We start from the raw sequence: 16,372 nt of genomic DNA, 5'->3' as shown, positions 1-16,372 counted from the left end.
CAATCCTGACAATGAACAATGTAAAAAAAATCGGCAAACCGCGTCTGTTGATGCTCGGCTGCGGCGACGTCGGCATGCGCATGCTGCCGCTGGTGCGCGCGCGTTTCCGCGTAATCGTCGTCACCAGCAAGCCGGAGCGCTGCGCCGAACTGCGCGCCGCCGGCGCCATCCCGCTGGTGGCCGACCTCGACCGGCCTGATACGCTGGCTCGTCTGGCACGCCTGGCGCAGGTGATCGTGCATCTTGCTCCGCCGCAATCTTCTGGTGAGAAGGACCGCCGCACCCGCAATTTGGCCGCCATTTTACCCGACCGCGCCAATCTGGTTTATATCAGCACCACCGGCGTCTACGGCGATTGCGGCGGCGCCAGTTTCGACGAGACGCGGCCGACCCGGCCCAGCAATCCGCGTGCGCGGCGACGCGTCGACGCCGAACAGGTATTGCGCGCCTGGGCCCGCCGTTCCGGCAGCCGCCTGGCAATCCTGCGCGTCCCCGGCATCTACGCGCGCGACCGGTTGCCACTGGAGCGCCTGCAGAAAGGCACCCCGGCGTTGAGCGCCGCAGACGACGTCTACACCAACCACATCCACGCCGACGACCTCGCTGCGATTGCAGTGCGCGCCATCGACCAGGCGCGACCGCTGCGCGTGTATCACGCGGTCGACGATTCGGACATGAAGATGGGCGACTACTTCGACGCCGTGGCGCGTACTTTTCAGTTGCCGCCGCCGCCGCGACTGCCGCGCGCCGAACTGCAGCAGCAGGTGACGCCGATGATGCTGTCTTTCATGTCGGAGTCGCGCCGGTTGCGTAACGACCGCTTGCGCAACGAACTCGGCATGCGTCTGCGCTATCCGAACGTGGAGTCGTTGCTGAAAACATTGTCATGAAGGAAATGTTTCCACAAAAGATTTATGCTTATTTGTTTTTCATATAAGCATACGTCTTTTAAATTGTTGTCCGGCAAGCACGATGCCAGTAGAGTCGCAACCTACCGTCTGAAAGTCCGTGCAAAGTTGCCTTCAGTGCAACGCATCGGCGACTCGCTTACTCCGCATTGTATTCATGAAGCTATCTTTTAAAAACATTCAGAAGAGTTTTTCCGGCCTGCACGTCATCGACGATTTCAGCCGCGACATCGAGCAGGGCGAACTGGTCGCGTTGGTCGGGCCGTCCGGCTGCGGCAAGTCGACGCTGCTGCACATCGCCGCCGGCCTGGAAACACCGAGCTCCGGTTCCATCCTGGCCGACGGCCAGCCGGTCACCGGTCCGCATCCGGAACGCACGCTGATGTTCCAGGAAAACGCGCTCTATCCGTGGCTGACGCTGGAGCAGAACGTCGCGCTGGCGCTCGAGTTCCAGAAGGTCGACAAGAGGTCCGCCGCCGCCCAGGCGCGTGCATGGCTGGCCAAGGTCAACCTGTCGGGCTTCGAAGCCTACTATCCGCATCAGGTCTCGGGCGGCATGCGCCAACGCGCCGCACTGGCGCGCGCCTTCATCTCGCAGCCGAAGGCGTTGCTGCTGGACGAGCCGTTCGGCGCGCTCGACGCGCTCACGCGCATGACCTTGCAGGATGCATTGCGCAACCTGATCCGTTCGGAAGTGCAGGGTAAGGCGCCGACCGTGCTGCTGGTCACGCACGACGTCGACGAGGCATTGTTCCTGGCCGACCGCATCCTGGTCTTCAGCGCGCGTCCGGCCACCGTGCTCAAGGAATTCAATCTGGTGCATCACGAAAAGACGCATGATCTGTCGGAGTTCTCGGCGATCCGTCGCGAAATTCTCTGCCTGCTCGGCATCCACGCCGAACAGGACGAGTTTGCTAAAACAATAGAAGGGGTTGGGATATGAAATCGAAACTGAAAAGTTTGCTGCTGCTGGCATCCGTTGCGCTGGTGTTTTCCACACCGGCCATGGCGCTCGAAAAATTCAAGATCGGCTACCTGCGCGTCATGGACGATGCGCAGGCGATGGCGGCCTATGAAGCCGGCCTGTACAAGAAGTACGGCCTTGACGTCGAACTGATCGAATTCAAATCCGGCACCGACCTGATCAAGGCTATCGTCGGCGGCCAGCTTGACAGCGGTGTGTTCGGCTTCACCAATGCGGTCGCCTGGGCGTCCAAGGGCGCCGACCTCAAGGTGGTCAGCGGTGCCCAGCTCGGCTACCACGCCATCGTCGCGCGTGAAGATGCGCACATCAACAAAGTAGCGGACCTCAAGGGCAAGACCCTGGCGTCGCAAGCCGAAGGCAGCACCGCCGACGTGGTGTTGAAGGGCGTGGTGTTCCGCGATGCCGGCCTCAAGGCAGATGACGTCAACGTGCTCGGCGTGAGCCCGCAAGTGGCGGTGCAGTCGCTGGTCGGCAAGCGCGTCGACGCGGCCTTCCTGTTCGAGCCGCAAGCGCGCATCGCGCAACTGATTGCACCGGTCAAGCAAGTCTATGAAATCGGCGAAGTCTGGCCTTTCCCTTGCATGGTCGTGATCACATCCGGTGAAACCCTGAAGAACCGCCGCGCCGCCGTGTGGAAGTCGCTCGATGCGCAACGCGATGCGATCGAACTGCTGAAGAAGAAGCCGGCCGAAGCGGCCAAGCTGATCGCCGGCTACTTCATCGCCGAGCCGACGCTGAAGACTTTGAAACATGGCGAAATGCTGCGCGAAGACGTGATCCGCGACGCCATCAAGAGCCAGACCTTCAACGCCAAGCTGAACGAAAAAGAACAGAACCGCATGCAGGAAATCGCCGATATCCTGCAAGCCCAGGGTTCGCTGAAGACCAAGGACGGCAAGCCGTTTGAGGTGCGCAGCATCGTAGACCTGACCTGGCAAAAAGACAGGAAGTTGTAATCCGTGTAAAGCTGCTGCGCGCGCCGATTTCCGATCTGCGATGCTCACCGTGCGCCTGCACGGTTGCGCCTCTCGATCAGAACTCGACGCGCTCGCTACGCTTTCCACCGCTTTACGATGCATTTGTGGAGCACTATTTTTTCGGCCGACGACTTCGTCGGCCATTGCATTTCTACTCAGTTTTAGTCAGTTTCACTCCGTTCTAATTTATGAGCTCTCAGCGTCGCGTTACCGGTTACCGTAAAAAACTCGCCATGGTGTTGGCGATCGCCTTCATTTTGTTGATGTGGCAGATCGCCGCATGGTCCTTGCCGGACTTCCTGATGCCGGGCGTGCCGACCGTGCTGGCGCGGCTGTGGGATGAGGTGCAGACGCCCGCTTTCCGGGTCGCGCTGTGGGGCAGCCTGACGCGCCTTGGCGGCGGTTACGGCGCGGCGCTGCTGTTCGGCATCGGCTTCGGTCTGATCGGCGCGGTGCTGTTCTTCTTCCGCGAAGTGCTCAAGTCGGCCATCATCATCCTGCAGTCGATTCCTTCGATTGCGTGGGTGCCGCTGTTCCTGATCCTGATGGGCTTCGGCAATCTGCCGATCATCGTGGTGGTCGCGATCGCGGCGTTTTTCCCGGCGGCCTTGTCGGTGATGAACGCTACCGAAAGCGTGCAGCAAGTGCATGTCTCGGCTGCACGCGTCATGGGCGCCTCGCGCCTCGGCATGCTGCGCCGCGTGTACCTGCCGGCCGTCATGCCTGAGTTGATCACGGGCGCGCAACTGGCGTTCGGCAATGCCTGGCGCGCGCTGATTTCGGCCGAGATGCTGATCGGTTTCGGCAAGGGTTTGGGCCGCACACTGGCGTACTCGGGTGAGACCGCCGACATGGTCGGGGTGATGACCAACATCCTGACCATCGCTATCCTTGCTGCGTTGATCGATCAGGTGATTCTTGAAAACCTCAAGCATCGCTTGCTGCGCTATCAATACGTCTGATTCCGATGAATACGCCGTCCGTCTTCTTGCTGCGCCTGTCCGCCTTCATGTTGGCAGTGAGCGCATCCACGGGCGCGCAAGCCGGCTTGCTGGACGACGCGAAAGCGCGCGGGGCCTTGCGCATCGGGCAGGATTACGTGCCGCCGGCCTATACCGCGGGCGCCAAGTTCCGCACGCCTGAGGGCGTCGACGGCATCCTCGCCGAAGACCTCGCCAAGCGTCTGAACCTCAAGCTCGACAGCGTGCGCAATGCCGGCAACAGCGGCGACGGCAAGGCGGCGCAAGCCCTGAAAGGCGCGCGTTCCGATATCGTCCTGGTGACGGTGGAGGAGAGCGCCGCGCGCAGCGGCGTCGCCGCCGACGGCAGCGTCTTGATCCCGACCGGTTACAGCGCCGGCGCGATGGCCATCATGCGCACCGATACCGATATCCGGAAGTGGGAACAACTCAAGGGCCGCACCGTGTGCCTGTCCGAAGGCGGCTCTTACGTCGGCCAGATGGCGGCGCGGTACGGCGCCATCGAGAAGGTCATGCGCGCGCCGGCCGACTCGTTGCTGGCGGTGCGCATCGGCCAGTGCGACGCCGCCGTGCACGACGACACCATGCTCAAGGAATTGCTCAAGCTGCCCGAGTGGAAGAAGTTCTCCGCGCAGTTGCCGGCGCAAAGCCGTTCAGCGCTGATGATCAAGATCCCCGCCGCTGACAGCACAGCGGTTGCCTACTTCAGGCAGACCGCCGCTGAATGGTCACGTGGCGACTTCTGGGCGGCGCTCAAGAAGAAATGGAGCAATGCCGTGGCCTTCGAGGTGTACCTGGATCAGAACGTGCCGGATTGCCACTGAACAAAAAAAGCCCGCGACTTGCGGGCTTTTTTCATGGACGAACATTCTCTGCTTCAACGTCCGGCGCTGCCTTGACCCAGCGGCGCCGCGCTGGAAAAACCGGATACGGCGTCGCGATTTTCGTCGCCCGCATGTTCGGCGATTTCCTTGCCCATGGCCTTCACCGCGAGCGCGGCGATCAGCGAGAACACGGTGATCAGCAAGGCCACCATCCACGGACTGCCGCCACTCCTGGCCAGCAGCAGCGACGACAACACCGGCGTGATGCCGCCACCGACCAGCGCGCCGATCTGATGGGCAATTCCGACGCCGCTGTAGCGCACGCGCGTGCCGAACAGCCCTGCGAACAGCGCGCCTTGCGGGCCGTACATCATCGGATGGATGACGCCCAGCGCGATCGCCACCGCCAGGCCGACCAGCAGCGGCTGCGCCGTATTGATCAGTGCGAAGTAGGGCCACACACAGGCTGCGGCGCACAGCGTGCCGATGATGTACATGCGGCGATAGCCAATGCGATCCGACACTGCGGCGAAGAAGGTGTTGCCGAACATCGAAATGCAGGCGCCGATCAGGATCGCGTTGAGGATCATCGGCTTGCCGATCTTCAGCTGGCTCACCGCATAGGCGGTCGTGAACACCAATACGTTGATCGGCCAGGCGATCTCACCGGCACGCGCGATCGAGGCCAGCAGGATCTGTTTCTTGTGGTCTCGCACCAATGTACGCAACGGCGTCTTGCTGACTGTACCGGCCTGCTTTGCCGCTTCGAACTCATGCGACTCCGGCAGGCGCGTGCGTGCAATCACGCCAATCACCACCAGCACCATGCTGAACAGGAAAGGCAGGCGCCAGCCCCAGCTCAGGAAATCGGCTTCCGGCAGCTTGGCGGTCAGCGACAGAGCCAGTGTCGAGAGCACCAGCCCCGCCATGCCGCCGCTCGAACTCCAACTGCCGAACAGACCGCGTTTTGCCTTCGGTGCGTTCTCGACGGCGATAAGAATGGCGCCGCCTTGTTCGCCGCCCAGCGCAATGCCTTGGATCAGGCGCAACAGGCACAGCAACGTCGGCGCCCAGATGCCAGCGCTGGCGTAGGTCGGCAACAGACCGATCAGCGTCGAGGCCACGCCCATGGCGATCAGGGTCGCCAACAGGATGGATTTGCGGCCGTAGCGGTCGCCCAGATAGCCGCACAGGATGCTGCCGAGCGGACGGCCGACATAGCCGGTGGCGTAGGTCGCGATGGCGGCGAGGGCGCCGGTGAGCGGATCGAGCGTGGGGAAGAACAGTTTGTTGAACACCAGCGCGGCGGCGGTGCCGTACAGCAGGAAGTCATATTGCTCAAGCGCGGTGCCGATGAAACTCGACAGGAACACGATCGCGCGGCGCGGCTTTTTTTTTGGAATGGAACTGGACATGGACGGCTCCCGGTTATCTGAAACTGAGCTAAATCTGAGCGGAATTCTGGAGGATGTGGCTGACGCGATCAGGCTCGGTCAGCCGCGTTGCCGCAGCACGCGGCGCGCGAACATCGCGAAGCTGGCCTTGACGATGCTGGGCGACAGCAGGAAGTCGTGCGACTCCTTCGCCAGCGCCGGATCGAGTTCCTTGAGCGTGCCGTAGGCGGCCATCGCCTGCAGCTGGTTGCGCGCTGCGCGCTCGATCAGCACGGACAGGTACAGGCTTTCCTCCACGCTGGAGGTCGCCGCCAGGAAGCCGTGATTGACCAGCAAGATGGTGCGCTTGTCGCCCAGCGCGGCGGAAATGATTTCGCCTTCCTGGTCGGCAATCGGCAGGCCGGGCCATTCGGCGAGGAACGCACAGTCGTCGTGGAACGGTGTGGCATCCATGTGCGCCACCACCAGCGGCTGGCCGGTCATGCTCAGCGTGGAGACATATTGCGGATGCGTGTGGATGATGCAGTTGACGTCGCTGCGGCGCGCATACACCCACAGATGGAAGCGGATCGCCGGGTTGGGCACGCCTCTGCCTTCCAGTACCTCCAGCTTGTCGTTGATGCGGATCACCGCATCGGCGTCAAGTTCGTCGAAGCCTTGCGCCAGTGGTGTGGTGAGGAAGGTGCCGTCGGGCTGGCGCAGCGTGATCTGGCCGGCCAGGGTTTCCGAGTGACCCTCGGCGGCGAGGATGTTGCAGGACAGTGCAATCTTTTCGCGCGGCGTCCAGTTACCGTAATCGAGCGCGCCCGACATGCGGCGCAACGCCTGGCTGGAAACATCTTCCTTGGCTGAGTCAATCATTGTCTTATCCCTTTAAATAAAGTGAGACAAGATTAGACGCGTCGACCCTTTACGACTGACACCTGCGCGCACAACGGCATGTCTGCACGCGCCGCTGAAGTGTTGCGGATCAGGCCTGGGCCGGTGCTGCACTGCGCAACGCCGACGGCGGCACACCGTAGCGATGGCGGAAGCTGCGACTGAAATGGCTGGCATTGTTGAAGCCGACCCGGAAGCCGATATCCGACACCGACAGCTTGCTGCAGGCCTGGTTGCACAGGTCGGCGTGGGCGCGCTCCAGCCGCCGCTCCAGCAGGTAATTGCTGTAGCGATGACCGTGGCTGGCGAACAATCGATGTACCAGCCGCGGAGAAATGCCGAGCGCCTGGGACAATTGCGTGACGCTCAGGTCGGGCTCGCAGAGCATGGCGTCGAGCGTGCTGATCAGGGTTTCCCAGCGCATCTCTTGTCGGGCGGGAGCGGGCAGGGCATCGGGCGCGGCGTGTTGCGACTCGGCATAGGCCGCCGACAGCAGCGACACGAAGGCCTGTTCGGCGTGATAAATGGTGCTGGTCGAATGATCGCCGGCCAGCGCCGGCAGCACTTCGTGCGCGTAGTGCCAGAGCGTGCTGCGCAAGGGTGAATCGCGTCGCGCCAGCGTCGGCATGAAGCGTTCGAAGCGGCTGGTGTGGGCGCCGTTGAAGCGGCTGAAGGAAAATCGCAGCAACACAAAGCGGCAATCGGTCGTGTTCTGCACCGTCGACGGCATGCGCGCCTTGCGATAGAACACGTCGCCCGTATTGAAGTCGAGATCGATGCCGTTCTGCGATACACGGCCGCTGCCTTCGAGCACGATGCTGGCAAGCACGTCATTCGATTCCAGTCCGGCGACATGCTCCCACTCATGGCGCACGGTGCAGCCGGCCGGCAAGGCGGCGATCACCATCACACCCCCGCCGACCAGGCGACAGGCCGACAGCGTGCCGGGCAAGGCTGAATCTGTGCAATCAGTGCGGATGTCGCCGGGAGAGACCAGATCATCCAGCGCATATTTCAGGTGATGCATGGAATAGGCATTGACCGGATGCAGCGACGGCATGTACGGCAGGCCGGAAATCAGGGACGTGGGCATGGAGGAATCTCCTTGGTGCTTGGGCGGATGGCGGTCTCATCATACAAGCAATTTCTGTGCTTGAAACCTGTGTAAAGAAGCGACTTCAGAAGCGCGTTCCGGCGCTTTGATCGTCGGCGCACACAGACAAGAATCGGAGGTCAAGGCGACGCACTGAGGCAAGCATGTTGTTGCGCAGCCCTCAGATTTTTCCTGATGTTGCCGCAATGGAAAGAAGGCTTTTCGTGGCGGGTATTCAGCTTCACCGCGGACGGTGACATGGCTAAATATCAATTTCCGTGCGGGAATGTCCTTATGTCGTCAGGCTTTGAGGCGAGACGCCTGGAACTGTCTTCTCGCGGGTGTCGAATTGAATCTTGAAAGAGGCCGCGGGGCGGCCGCAATCCGTTGCCAATCGGGCAATCCGGGTTTGTAACCAATTCTCTTGGGCGACTTGGCGTCTCGCTTCAAAGGTGTAAGATGAAGTCCTGTCCGTGCTTTCCAAGACGCCGGGCAGCTTTGAAATCTGGTTAGAAAGGTGATCAATATGGACGTCGCAATTACCGCCAGTTCGCCTGGTGCCGTTTCCAGCTCTCCCGACACAGGTCCATCGGTCAGCAACCTGGACGAAGCACGTCGTGCGCAGGCGCGTCAGGACGCTGAAAATGCCCAGCGCCGCATTGACGAACAGCGTGCGGAAGAAACCCGCCAGGCGCAAGCGCGCCAGGCCTCGCGCAATTCCAACGGCGAAGTCATTGGCACCACCATCAGCACGACCGCCTGATTGTTTTCGACTGTAGTAAAGAACCCGCCGCGGCGGGTTTTTGTCGTTAACATCCAGTCAGTTGCTCACTACGGCTTGTAGCCGTCCGTCAGCGTCTTCAAAAACGCAATCACATCCTTGATCTCCGCATCGCTGAGCGCCGGCTTGTCGCCGGGCTGGCGGTCGAACGGCGCTTCCACGTTCACGTTCGGAAAATGCGCGGGCAGCAGGTCGTCGAACTTGCGGATGCTGCCATCGCGATTGCGTGGGTACCACTTCTCCGGATTGGTATCCCGCTGGACGTAGAACTCCATGACTTCTTGCAGCGTGTGGAACACGCCGTTGTGGAAGAAGCTGCCGCGCAGCGCGACGTTGCGCAAGGTCGGCGTCTTGAACAGGCCGCAATACTCCGGGTTGTCCTTGAAGTCGGTGCGTTCCGGTCCGCACAGGCCGAAGTCGTAATAGCGCGGATCCTTGTTGGCCGGAATCTTCTTGTTGCGCGGCACGCCCACGGCGATCAGGCCGTAATCGGTGAACTGCGGGAATGCGCCATTGGGCAGAATTTCGCTGATGTGGCAGGACGCGCAATTGCCCTTGGTCGGCTCGTTGAACAGTGCGAGTCCGCGCAATTCCTGCGGGTTCAGGGACGTCTGCTTGCGCAGGTAGGCGTCGTATTTGCTGGTGTAGGGATAGAAGTCGGCCGGGCTTTCCTGGAACACTTCCAACGCCATCAGCGCCGCCTCGAAGGCGCGTGCACCGTCATCGAAAATGGTCTCGCCGAAGGTCGCGCGGAACTGCGCGGCATAGGGCGCACGCCTGAGCTTGGCGACCACTTCAGCAGGCGAAGCGTTGGCCATTTCGTGCGGCGACAACAAGGGGATGCGCGCCTGGTCGTGCGCCGAATCGGCGCGGCCGTCCCAGGTGCGACCACCGGTCGGACCGGCGTCGATGCTGTCGTCGCCGTCGTCATCGTGGAAGTGCTCGCTGAACGGCGGCACGTTTTGCAGATAGCGCAGCGAAGGCACCGCGCGCGTGCCGGCGGTTTTCATGTCCTTGCCGCCGAGTTGCACCGACAGGTTGTTGGGCGGACCGAATGCATGGTCGGGACTGTGGCAAGTTGCGCACGATTGCTGACCGGAGCCTGACAGCGACGGATCGAAAAACATGGTGCGGCCGAGTGCGGTCATTTCTTCCACGCTGGGACGGCGGCCCGGTTGCGGCGCGTAGGCGGCGCCGGTGTAGGCGGGAGCAGTAGCGCCGGAACCCGCAACGGCTGGGGACTGGCTGTCGAATCGCAGCGCAACAAAGGCAAGTGCCGCCAGCGCGGCGATGATGGGGATGGCTTTCATGCGCGCAGGATAGCAAAACTCTGTGACTTGTCGATGAAGAAACGGACGCTGCACTGCAATGTCATTCTGTAGTTATATTTTTCGGCTAGCATCGTGTTCCTGTCGGTTGTATCCTGCCTCATCCTTTCCGAGTCAATAAAAAAAGAGAATATCCATGCGAGCCAAAATTAGCCAGTCTTTCAGCCAGCCAATGCGTTTGTCGCTTTTAGCCGTTGCCATTGCAGCAGGACTCTCGGCATGCGGCGGCAACGCCAACATCGCCGGCGATGACGCCGCCGTGCGCAGCATCGACACCGTGGTCGTGATCTACGCCGAGAACCGCGGCTTCGATACCCTGTACGGCCTGTTCCCCGGCGCCAACGGCATTCCCGGCGTGAACCCGTCGTCGAAGGGCGCATACTTGCCGCAAGTCGATGTCGACGGCGCCGTGCTGCCGGTGCTGCCGCCGACCTGGGGTGGCATGACCGCAGCGGGCCAGAGCAAGGTGATCACGCAGGCGCAATCGGCCGGCATGCCGAACAAGCCGTTCCAGATCGACGGCAAGGACGGCGTGGCGCTGGAAGCCTCCGTCGTCACGCGCGACCTGGTGCATCGTTACTACAACAACCAGATGCAGATCAACGGCGGCCGCAACGACAGGTTCGCCACTTATTCCGATGCCGGCGGCTTGTCCATGGGCTACTACGACGGCAGCAATATGGCGATGTGGCAGCTGGCGAAAGAGTACACGCTGGCCGACAACTTCTTCATGGGCTCCTTCGGCGGCTCGTTCCAGAACCATCAATACCTGATCTGCGCCTGCACGCCGCAATATCCCAACGCCGACAAGTCGCCGGCCAAGGGCGGCATCTCCAAAGTCGAGTTCGATGCGCAGGGCAATTTCGTACGTCTGACGCCGGCGCCGAGCACGCCGAAATCGGTGCTCGGCGGCGCGCCCAAATACGCCAACGACGGCACGCTGACGCCGGCTGACGACAAGGGCATGTATTACGCCGTCAACACCATGCAGCCGGCCTATCAGCCGAGCAATGTCGCTGCACCCGCAAGCGACGCCGCCAAGCTCTACGCCGATCCGAACAGCGCATCGACGCTGCCGCCGCAAACGCAGAAGAACATTGGCGACCTGCTGAGCGGCAAGGGCGTGAGCTGGGCCTGGTACGCCGGCGCCTGGAATTCGACGCTGAAGGTGGCGCAGGGCGACCGCAAGTTCCCGTCGCCGACGCCGAACTTCCAGTTCCATCACCAACCGTTCAATTATTTCGCCAACATGGATCCGGTGAAGAACGCCGCTTACCGCGCCGAGCATCTGAAGGACTTCGACGCCAGCTTTCTGCAGGATGCCGCCGCCGGCAAGCTGCCGGCCGTGTCGTTCTACAAGCCGCAAGGCAACCTGAACCAGCACGCCGGTTACGCCGACGTCGCATCGGGCGATGCGCATATTGCCGACGTGGTCAACAAGCTGCGCCAGAGCCCGCAATGGAAGCACATGCTGATCGTCGTGACGTATGACGAAAACGGTGGCTTCTGGGATCACGCCGCGCCGCCGAAGGCCGACAAGTGGGGCCCGGGTACGCGCATCCCGGCGATCATCGTGTCGCCTTATGCGAAGAAGGGCTATGTCGACAACAGCCTGTACGACACCAGCTCGGTGCTGCGCTTCATCACACGCCGCTGGTCCTTGCCGGTGCTCGACGGCATCGCACTGCGCGACAAGGCGATCCAGGCCAACGGCGGCACGCCTATCGGCGATCTGAGCAACGCATTGGCGTCACAAGCGAACTGATTTTTCCGCTATAAAAGAAAACGGCGTCATCGCAATCAGCGTGACGCCGTTTTTTCATTTCATTGCTCAATGCGCCGCGTTGAGCGACCCCATCAGCCAGGTTTCCGCCAGATCGATCTGGTTGATCAACGCGATGAAGGTCTCGTCGTTGATCTGCTGCTCGGCCCGCAGGTGATGGACTTCGCGGCGTTCGGCGCGGATCGCTTCAAGCCGCAGTTCACGTTCGAAGTGCTTGACGCGATTGGCGGTGCGGTGGGTTTCCTCGGTGCCGCTTTCGGCGTCCATGCGCATGCGATAAGTCGCCAGCAGGCGACCGCTGACTTCTGTCAGCAGGGCAAGTTCTTCCTGGTCCATGTCGACGCCCAGGCGCTCCTGCGCTTCTTCGATGCAGCGCACCGCCGCTTCCGAGACGCGCAGGCGCGCCATGGTTTCTTCCGTACGGCGGCGTTCGTTGTCGGCATCGAGTTTGAGACCGGTCAGCAACCATGGCAGTAAAAAACTGCCGGCCAGCAGTGAGCATACGATCACCCCGGTGGCCAGGAAGATCAGCAGGTCGCGCGCCGGGAAGGCATGGCCGTTCGGCATCAGCAGCGGAATCGACATCACGCCGGCCAGCGTGATCGCGCCGCGTACGCCCGCCAGCGAAGTGATGCTGATCAGGCGCACGTCGAAATAGCGCTGTCTGGCGCGCTGGCCGCGCACGGCGTTGGAGAAGCGGCGCAGGCGCAGGTTGAACCAGACCCAGAAGAAGCGCAGCGTGATCAGCGCCACCGTGATCGCGACGATGTAGGCGAACAGATGCCACACCGGCACGTTGCCGGCGACCTGGGCGTCGAGATGCGCGAGGCTGACGATGGCCGGCAATTGCAGGCCCAGCAGGATGAAGGACATGCCGTTGAAGACGAACTCCAGCATCGTCAGCATGCTCTGGCTCTGCATGCGCGTGGCGGCAGATTCGGCGCCGGCGGTGTCGATGTAGGGCATCAGCATGCCGGCGGCGACCGCGGACAGGATGCCGGACAGGCCGAAGTGTTCGGCGAAGATGTAAGCGGAAAACGGAATCAGCAACAGCAGCACGACCTGGATGCCGGGTTCGTCGCCGCTCCATTCGATGATCTTGCGGCGGACCAGGCCGAAGCCCCAGGCCACGATCAGACCGACCGCGATGCCGCCGATGGCGATCAGCGTGAAGCTGATGCCGGCGTCGATGAGCGAGAAGGTGCCCGACAGCACCGCGATGATGGCGAACTTGAACGCCACCAGACCGGAGGCGTCGTTCATCAGCGCTTCGCCTTCCAGCACGTGCTGCATGGTGGACGGCAGCCGGCGCTTGCCGATGATGGACGACACCGCGACGGCGTCGGTCGGCGACAGCACCGCCGCCAGCGCGAATGCAGACGGCAGCGCGATGGCCGGAATCATCCAGTGGATGAAGTAGCCGACCCCGACCACGGTGAACAGCACCAGGCCGAGCGCCAGCGCCAGGATCGGTTGCGCCAGCCGGAAGAACTCGCGCTTGGGCATGCGCCAGCCGTCGGTAAATAGCAGCGGCGGGATGAACAGCAGCAAGAACAGCTCAGGGTCAAAGCTGATGCGCAGGCCGAACAGCGGCAGCGCCAGCACAGCGCCGAGGCCGATCTGGAACAGCGGCAGCGGGATCTTGAAAGGAACAAGGCGCGCCGCCACGCCGGAAACGGCGACGGCCAGCAGCAGGATCAGAACGGTAAAGACAATTTCCATCGGAGATAAAGCAGAGGAGTCGTACGGTATTGAAGCGGAGATCGCGACTGAAAATCAGGACCTGACAAGTTGTAAGTATAGAGCCTGGGCGGGCTCCGGCAGCAAAAACGGATCAGGCATAGAATCATTGTTCCTCGGTGACATGGAGTGCATGCAATGGGTACGACTGGTACAACTGACAAAAATGGCAATCAACTGCAACATCGCAAACTCGGCAATTCGGCCGTTGAAGTTGCGCCGCTGGCGTTCGGCGGCAATGTGTTCGGCTGGACCGCCGATGAGGCGACTTCGTTTTCCCTGCTCGACAAATTCGTCGATGCCGGCCTCAACCTGGTCGACACCGCCGATGTCTATTCGCGCTGGGCCAACGGCAACAAGGGCGGCGAATCCGAAACCATCATCGGCAAATGGATCAAGCAAAGCGGCAAGCGCGACAAGCTGGTCATCGCCACCAAGGTCGGCATGGACATGGGCGACGGCAAGATCGGCCTGTCGCCGGCCTACATCAGGCGTGCGGTGGAAGACTCGCTGACGCGTTTGCAAACCGACTACATCGATCTCTACCAGTCGCACACCGACGACAAGAACACGCCGCAGGAAGAAACCCTGCACACCTATGGCGAACTGGTTCAGCAAGGCAAAGTGCGTCTGATCGGTGCATCCAACTTCGGCGCCGACCGTCTGGAGGAAGCGCGCAAGCTCAGCCGTGAACATGGCTACCCGCTGTACCAGACGCTGCAGCCGGAATACAACTTGTATTCACGCGCCGACTTTGAAAACAATCTTGAGCAGTACTGCCTCAAGGAAAAAATCGGCGTCATCAACTATTACTCGCTGGCCAGCGGTTTCCTCAGCGGCAAATACCGCTCCGAAAAAGATCTCGGCAAGAGCACCCGCGGGGGCAAGACGCAAAGCTACCTGAATCCGCGTGGCCTGCGCATCCTCGACGCACTCGATGCCGTCGCCGCACGCTACGACAGCACGCCGGCCGCCGTGGCGTTGGCGTGGCTGATTGCGCGTCCGAGCATCTCGGCGCCGATCGCCAGCGCCACCACGCTGGAACAGATGGATGCGCTGATCGCCGCAACGCGCCTGTCGCTGGACGCTGCCGCCATCAGCCAGCTGGACCGGGCCAGCGCGCCCTAAGCTAAACCTTGTGGTCGACAGCGGTCATGGCGGGCGTCGCCATGCCAGTGTCGGGCGCCAGGCCGCGCGGCTGCACCGACAGCATGTGCGCCTTGCGCCAGCCGCCGTAGCGGTAATACGCGACCGCCAGCACGATCAGCACCACGCTGCCGAGCGGAAAGCTCCACCAGATCGCTTCCGCGCCATAAGTCGGGATCAGCCACTTCGCAAACGGCAGGCGCACCAGCCAGATCGCGATGAACAGCATCACCAGCGGCGCCATCACCGCGCCGGTTGACCTCACCACGCCGAACAGCACCATCGTCACGCCGAACAGCACGAAGGACCACGCCACGATATTGTTGATATGGCGCGCCACACCCATGGCTTCGCCCTCATGCGGCAGGAACAGGCCCAGCGCCGCGTGATCGAACAGGTACAGCAAGGCCACCAGCGCGCCGGTCAGCAGGAAGTTGTAGCCGACGCCGATGGTGGCGATGCGCGTGACGCGATCCCAGCGACCGGCGCCGATATTCTGCGCGGCCATTGACGACACGCTCGCGCCCAGCGCCAGCGCCGGCATTTGCACATAGGTCCACAACTGCGAGGTCACGCCGTAACCGGCCGTCACCTGCGAGCCGTAGCCGTTGACCAGGCTGATCATCACCAGCGCCGACGATGAAATCACCAGCATCTGCAAGCCCATCGGCAGGCCCTTGGTCACCAGCGCGCGCAGGATCGCCAGGTCCGGTTTCAGGTAATTCAGTTCGTTGCTGTGCAGCGCCAGGAAATGCCTGCGGCGATAGAGGAAGGCGATCAGCAGCAGCAGGCTGCCCGATTGCGCGATCAGCGTCGCCAACGCCGAGCCGGCAATCCCCATCGCCGGGATCGGGCCGAGGCCGAAGATCAGCAGCGGATTGAGCGCGATATCCAGTCCCACCGACAGCAGCATGAAATAGAACGGCGTGCGCGAATCGCCCGCGCCGCGCAGCGTCATCATCATGAAGTTATAGAAATACATCATCGGCAGCGCAACGAAGATGATGCGCAGGTAGGCAATCGCATAGGGGGCGGCGTCGGCCGGCGTCTGCATCAGCGTAAGGATGTGCGGCGTGAAGATGTAGCCGGCGATCGCTACCAGGATCGACAGCGTCGCAAAGAAGCTCGCGCCGGTGCCGACCACGCGCTTGGCGCGGTCGATGTCGCTCGCACCGATGGACTGCCCGACCAGGATGGTGGTCGCCATGCTGATGCCGAACACCACGCCGAGCAGGAAGAACAGGACGATGTTGGCGTTCGAGGTCGCCGTCAGCGCCGCCTCGCCGAGATAGTGGCCGACCCAGATCGCATTGACCGAGGCGTTCAGCGATTGCAGGACGTTGCTGCCGAGTACCGGCAAGGCGAACATCAGCAGCGTGGTGGCGATGGGGCCGTTGACCAGGTCGGGGCGGGAGGATTTTGCAGGTGAGCGCGGAGCAGGTTGGGCGGACATGGAGGCGGCGGGTGGCTGTGAAACAAAGGCCTCATGCTAGCGCAGTTCGCGCTTCGCATTTGTATCGGCATGTAAGTGGAGGGAAAGGAGAAAAAGCGGGC

At 62.1% G+C, this 16,372-nt stretch carries 14 protein-coding genes; 8 read left to right on the top strand and 6 right to left on the bottom strand.

Annotated elements, in window-relative coordinates; translation table 11 throughout:
- Positions 1 to 11 precede the first annotated feature (11 nt).
- The 5 genes from ACIROW_RS06975 (at position 12) to ACIROW_RS06955 (ending at position 4,674) form a co-directional block, all read left to right on the top strand.
- Positions 12 to 890: an NAD-dependent epimerase/dehydratase family protein gene (locus tag ACIROW_RS06975; protein WP_402273424.1), complete on the top strand. Its 879-nt coding sequence runs from the start codon at positions 12 to 14 to the stop codon at positions 888 to 890.
- A gap of 175 nt (positions 891 to 1,065) precedes the next feature.
- Positions 1,066 to 1,851 carry an ABC transporter ATP-binding protein gene (locus tag ACIROW_RS06970; protein ID WP_402273422.1) on the top strand — a complete coding sequence of 262 codons (786 nt, stop codon included), beginning with the start codon at positions 1,066 to 1,068 and terminating at the stop codon, positions 1,849 to 1,851.
- Positions 1,848 to 2,849, top strand: a complete 1,002-nt coding sequence (locus tag ACIROW_RS06965) for an ABC transporter substrate-binding protein (RefSeq protein WP_402273421.1) — start codon at positions 1,848 to 1,850, stop codon at positions 2,847 to 2,849. The genes ACIROW_RS06970 and ACIROW_RS06965 overlap by 4 nt, the downstream gene beginning before the upstream one ends.
- Positions 2,850 to 3,058: 209 nt before the next feature.
- Complete coding sequence (locus tag ACIROW_RS06960; RefSeq protein WP_402273419.1) at positions 3,059 to 3,832, top strand: ABC transporter permease; 774 nt, start codon at positions 3,059 to 3,061, stop codon at positions 3,830 to 3,832.
- 5 nt (positions 3,833 to 3,837) lie between these two features.
- Complete coding sequence (locus ACIROW_RS06955; protein WP_402273417.1) at positions 3,838 to 4,674, top strand: ABC transporter substrate-binding protein; 837 nt, start codon at positions 3,838 to 3,840, stop codon at positions 4,672 to 4,674.
- Between the two features lie 53 nt (positions 4,675 to 4,727).
- On the opposite strand, the gene ACIROW_RS06950 is transcribed toward ACIROW_RS06955, so the two are convergent.
- The 3 genes from ACIROW_RS06950 to ACIROW_RS06940 form a co-directional block, all read right to left on the bottom strand.
- Complete coding sequence (locus ACIROW_RS06950) at positions 4,728 to 6,089, bottom strand: MFS transporter (protein WP_402273415.1); 1,362 nt, start codon at positions 6,087 to 6,089, stop codon at positions 4,728 to 4,730.
- A gap of 78 nt (positions 6,090 to 6,167) precedes the next feature.
- The gene (locus tag ACIROW_RS06945) at positions 6,168 to 6,929 is read right to left on the bottom strand and encodes an aldolase (protein WP_402273412.1); all 762 of its coding nucleotides are present in this window, start codon (positions 6,927 to 6,929) and stop codon (positions 6,168 to 6,170) included.
- A gap of 109 nt (positions 6,930 to 7,038) precedes the next feature.
- Positions 7,039 to 8,040: a helix-turn-helix domain-containing protein gene (locus ACIROW_RS06940; RefSeq protein ID WP_402273409.1), complete on the bottom strand. Its 1,002-nt coding sequence runs from the start codon at positions 8,038 to 8,040 to the stop codon at positions 7,039 to 7,041.
- Between the two features lie 526 nt (positions 8,041 to 8,566).
- On the opposite strand from ACIROW_RS06940, the gene ACIROW_RS06935 reads away from it, so the two are divergent.
- Positions 8,567 to 8,803, top strand: a complete 237-nt coding sequence (locus ACIROW_RS06935; RefSeq protein WP_402273406.1) for a hypothetical protein — start codon at positions 8,567 to 8,569, stop codon at positions 8,801 to 8,803.
- 68 nt (positions 8,804 to 8,871) lie between these two features.
- Here ACIROW_RS06935 and ACIROW_RS06930 read toward each other — a convergent pair whose 3' ends face one another.
- Positions 8,872 to 10,131, bottom strand: coding sequence for a cytochrome-c peroxidase (locus tag ACIROW_RS06930; protein ID WP_402273403.1), 1,260 nt, complete (start codon positions 10,129 to 10,131; stop codon positions 8,872 to 8,874).
- A gap of 154 nt (positions 10,132 to 10,285) precedes the next feature.
- Between ACIROW_RS06930 and acpA the strand changes: the two genes are divergently transcribed.
- On the top strand, positions 10,286 to 11,914 hold the full coding sequence (acpA, locus tag ACIROW_RS06925; RefSeq protein ID WP_402273400.1) for an acid phosphatase: 1,629 nt from the start codon (positions 10,286 to 10,288) through the stop codon (positions 11,912 to 11,914).
- A 66-nt stretch (positions 11,915 to 11,980) separates the two neighbouring features.
- Here the strand turns inward: acpA and ACIROW_RS06920 are convergent, their stop codons facing one another.
- Positions 11,981 to 13,654: a Na+/H+ antiporter gene (locus ACIROW_RS06920; RefSeq protein ID WP_402273397.1), complete on the bottom strand. Its 1,674-nt coding sequence runs from the start codon at positions 13,652 to 13,654 to the stop codon at positions 11,981 to 11,983.
- Between the two features lie 156 nt (positions 13,655 to 13,810).
- Between ACIROW_RS06920 and ACIROW_RS06915 the strand changes: the two genes are divergently transcribed.
- Positions 13,811 to 14,800, top strand: a complete 990-nt coding sequence (locus tag ACIROW_RS06915; protein WP_402273394.1) for an aldo/keto reductase — start codon at positions 13,811 to 13,813, stop codon at positions 14,798 to 14,800.
- A 1-nt stretch (position 14,801) separates the two neighbouring features.
- Here ACIROW_RS06915 and ACIROW_RS06910 read toward each other — a convergent pair whose 3' ends face one another.
- The gene (locus tag ACIROW_RS06910; RefSeq protein ID WP_402273391.1) at positions 14,802 to 16,271 is read right to left on the bottom strand and encodes an MATE family efflux transporter; all 1,470 of its coding nucleotides are present in this window, start codon (positions 16,269 to 16,271) and stop codon (positions 14,802 to 14,804) included.
- Between the last annotated feature and the right edge of the window lie 101 nt (positions 16,272 to 16,372).

This window comes from Herbaspirillum sp. NPDC101397 (genome assembly GCF_044767325.1).
GTDB lineage: Bacteria > Pseudomonadota > Gammaproteobacteria > Burkholderiales > Burkholderiaceae_D > Herbaspirillum.
The sequence above is the reverse complement of the archived record's forward strand: the minus strand, read 5'-3'. Positions and strand labels throughout refer to the sequence as shown.

Excerpts from the sequence above, each read along its gene's own strand:
- ACIROW_RS06960 (WP_402273419.1), top strand. The coding sequence starts at position 3,059 with ATGAGCTCTCAGCGTCGCGTTACCGGTTACCGTAAAAAACTCGCCATG.
- ACIROW_RS06975 (WP_402273424.1), top strand. The coding sequence starts at position 12 with ATGAACAATGTAAAAAAAATCGGCAAACCGCGTCTGTTGATGCTCGGC.
- ACIROW_RS06950 (WP_402273415.1), bottom strand. The coding sequence starts at position 6,089 with ATGTCCAGTTCCATTCCAAAAAAAAAGCCGCGCCGCGCGATCGTGTTC.
- ACIROW_RS06940 (WP_402273409.1), bottom strand. The coding sequence starts at position 8,040 with ATGCCCACGTCCCTGATTTCCGGCCTGCCGTACATGCCGTCGCTGCAT.
- ACIROW_RS06945 (WP_402273412.1), bottom strand. The coding sequence starts at position 6,929 with ATGATTGACTCAGCCAAGGAAGATGTTTCCAGCCAGGCGTTGCGCCGC.
- ACIROW_RS06965 (WP_402273421.1), top strand. The coding sequence starts at position 1,848 with ATGAAATCGAAACTGAAAAGTTTGCTGCTGCTGGCATCCGTTGCGCTG.
- ACIROW_RS06970 (WP_402273422.1), top strand. The coding sequence starts at position 1,066 with ATGAAGCTATCTTTTAAAAACATTCAGAAGAGTTTTTCCGGCCTGCAC.
- ACIROW_RS06915 (WP_402273394.1), top strand. The coding sequence starts at position 13,811 with ATGGGTACGACTGGTACAACTGACAAAAATGGCAATCAACTGCAACAT.
- ACIROW_RS06955 (WP_402273417.1), top strand. The coding sequence starts at position 3,838 with ATGAATACGCCGTCCGTCTTCTTGCTGCGCCTGTCCGCCTTCATGTTG.
- ACIROW_RS06920 (WP_402273397.1), bottom strand. The coding sequence starts at position 13,654 with ATGGAAATTGTCTTTACCGTTCTGATCCTGCTGCTGGCCGTCGCCGTT.
- ACIROW_RS06930 (WP_402273403.1), bottom strand. The coding sequence starts at position 10,131 with ATGAAAGCCATCCCCATCATCGCCGCGCTGGCGGCACTTGCCTTTGTT.
- ACIROW_RS06910 (WP_402273391.1), bottom strand. The coding sequence starts at position 16,271 with ATGTCCGCCCAACCTGCTCCGCGCTCACCTGCAAAATCCTCCCGCCCC.
- acpA (WP_402273400.1), top strand. The coding sequence starts at position 10,286 with ATGCGAGCCAAAATTAGCCAGTCTTTCAGCCAGCCAATGCGTTTGTCG.
- ACIROW_RS06935 (WP_402273406.1), top strand. The coding sequence starts at position 8,567 with ATGGACGTCGCAATTACCGCCAGTTCGCCTGGTGCCGTTTCCAGCTCT.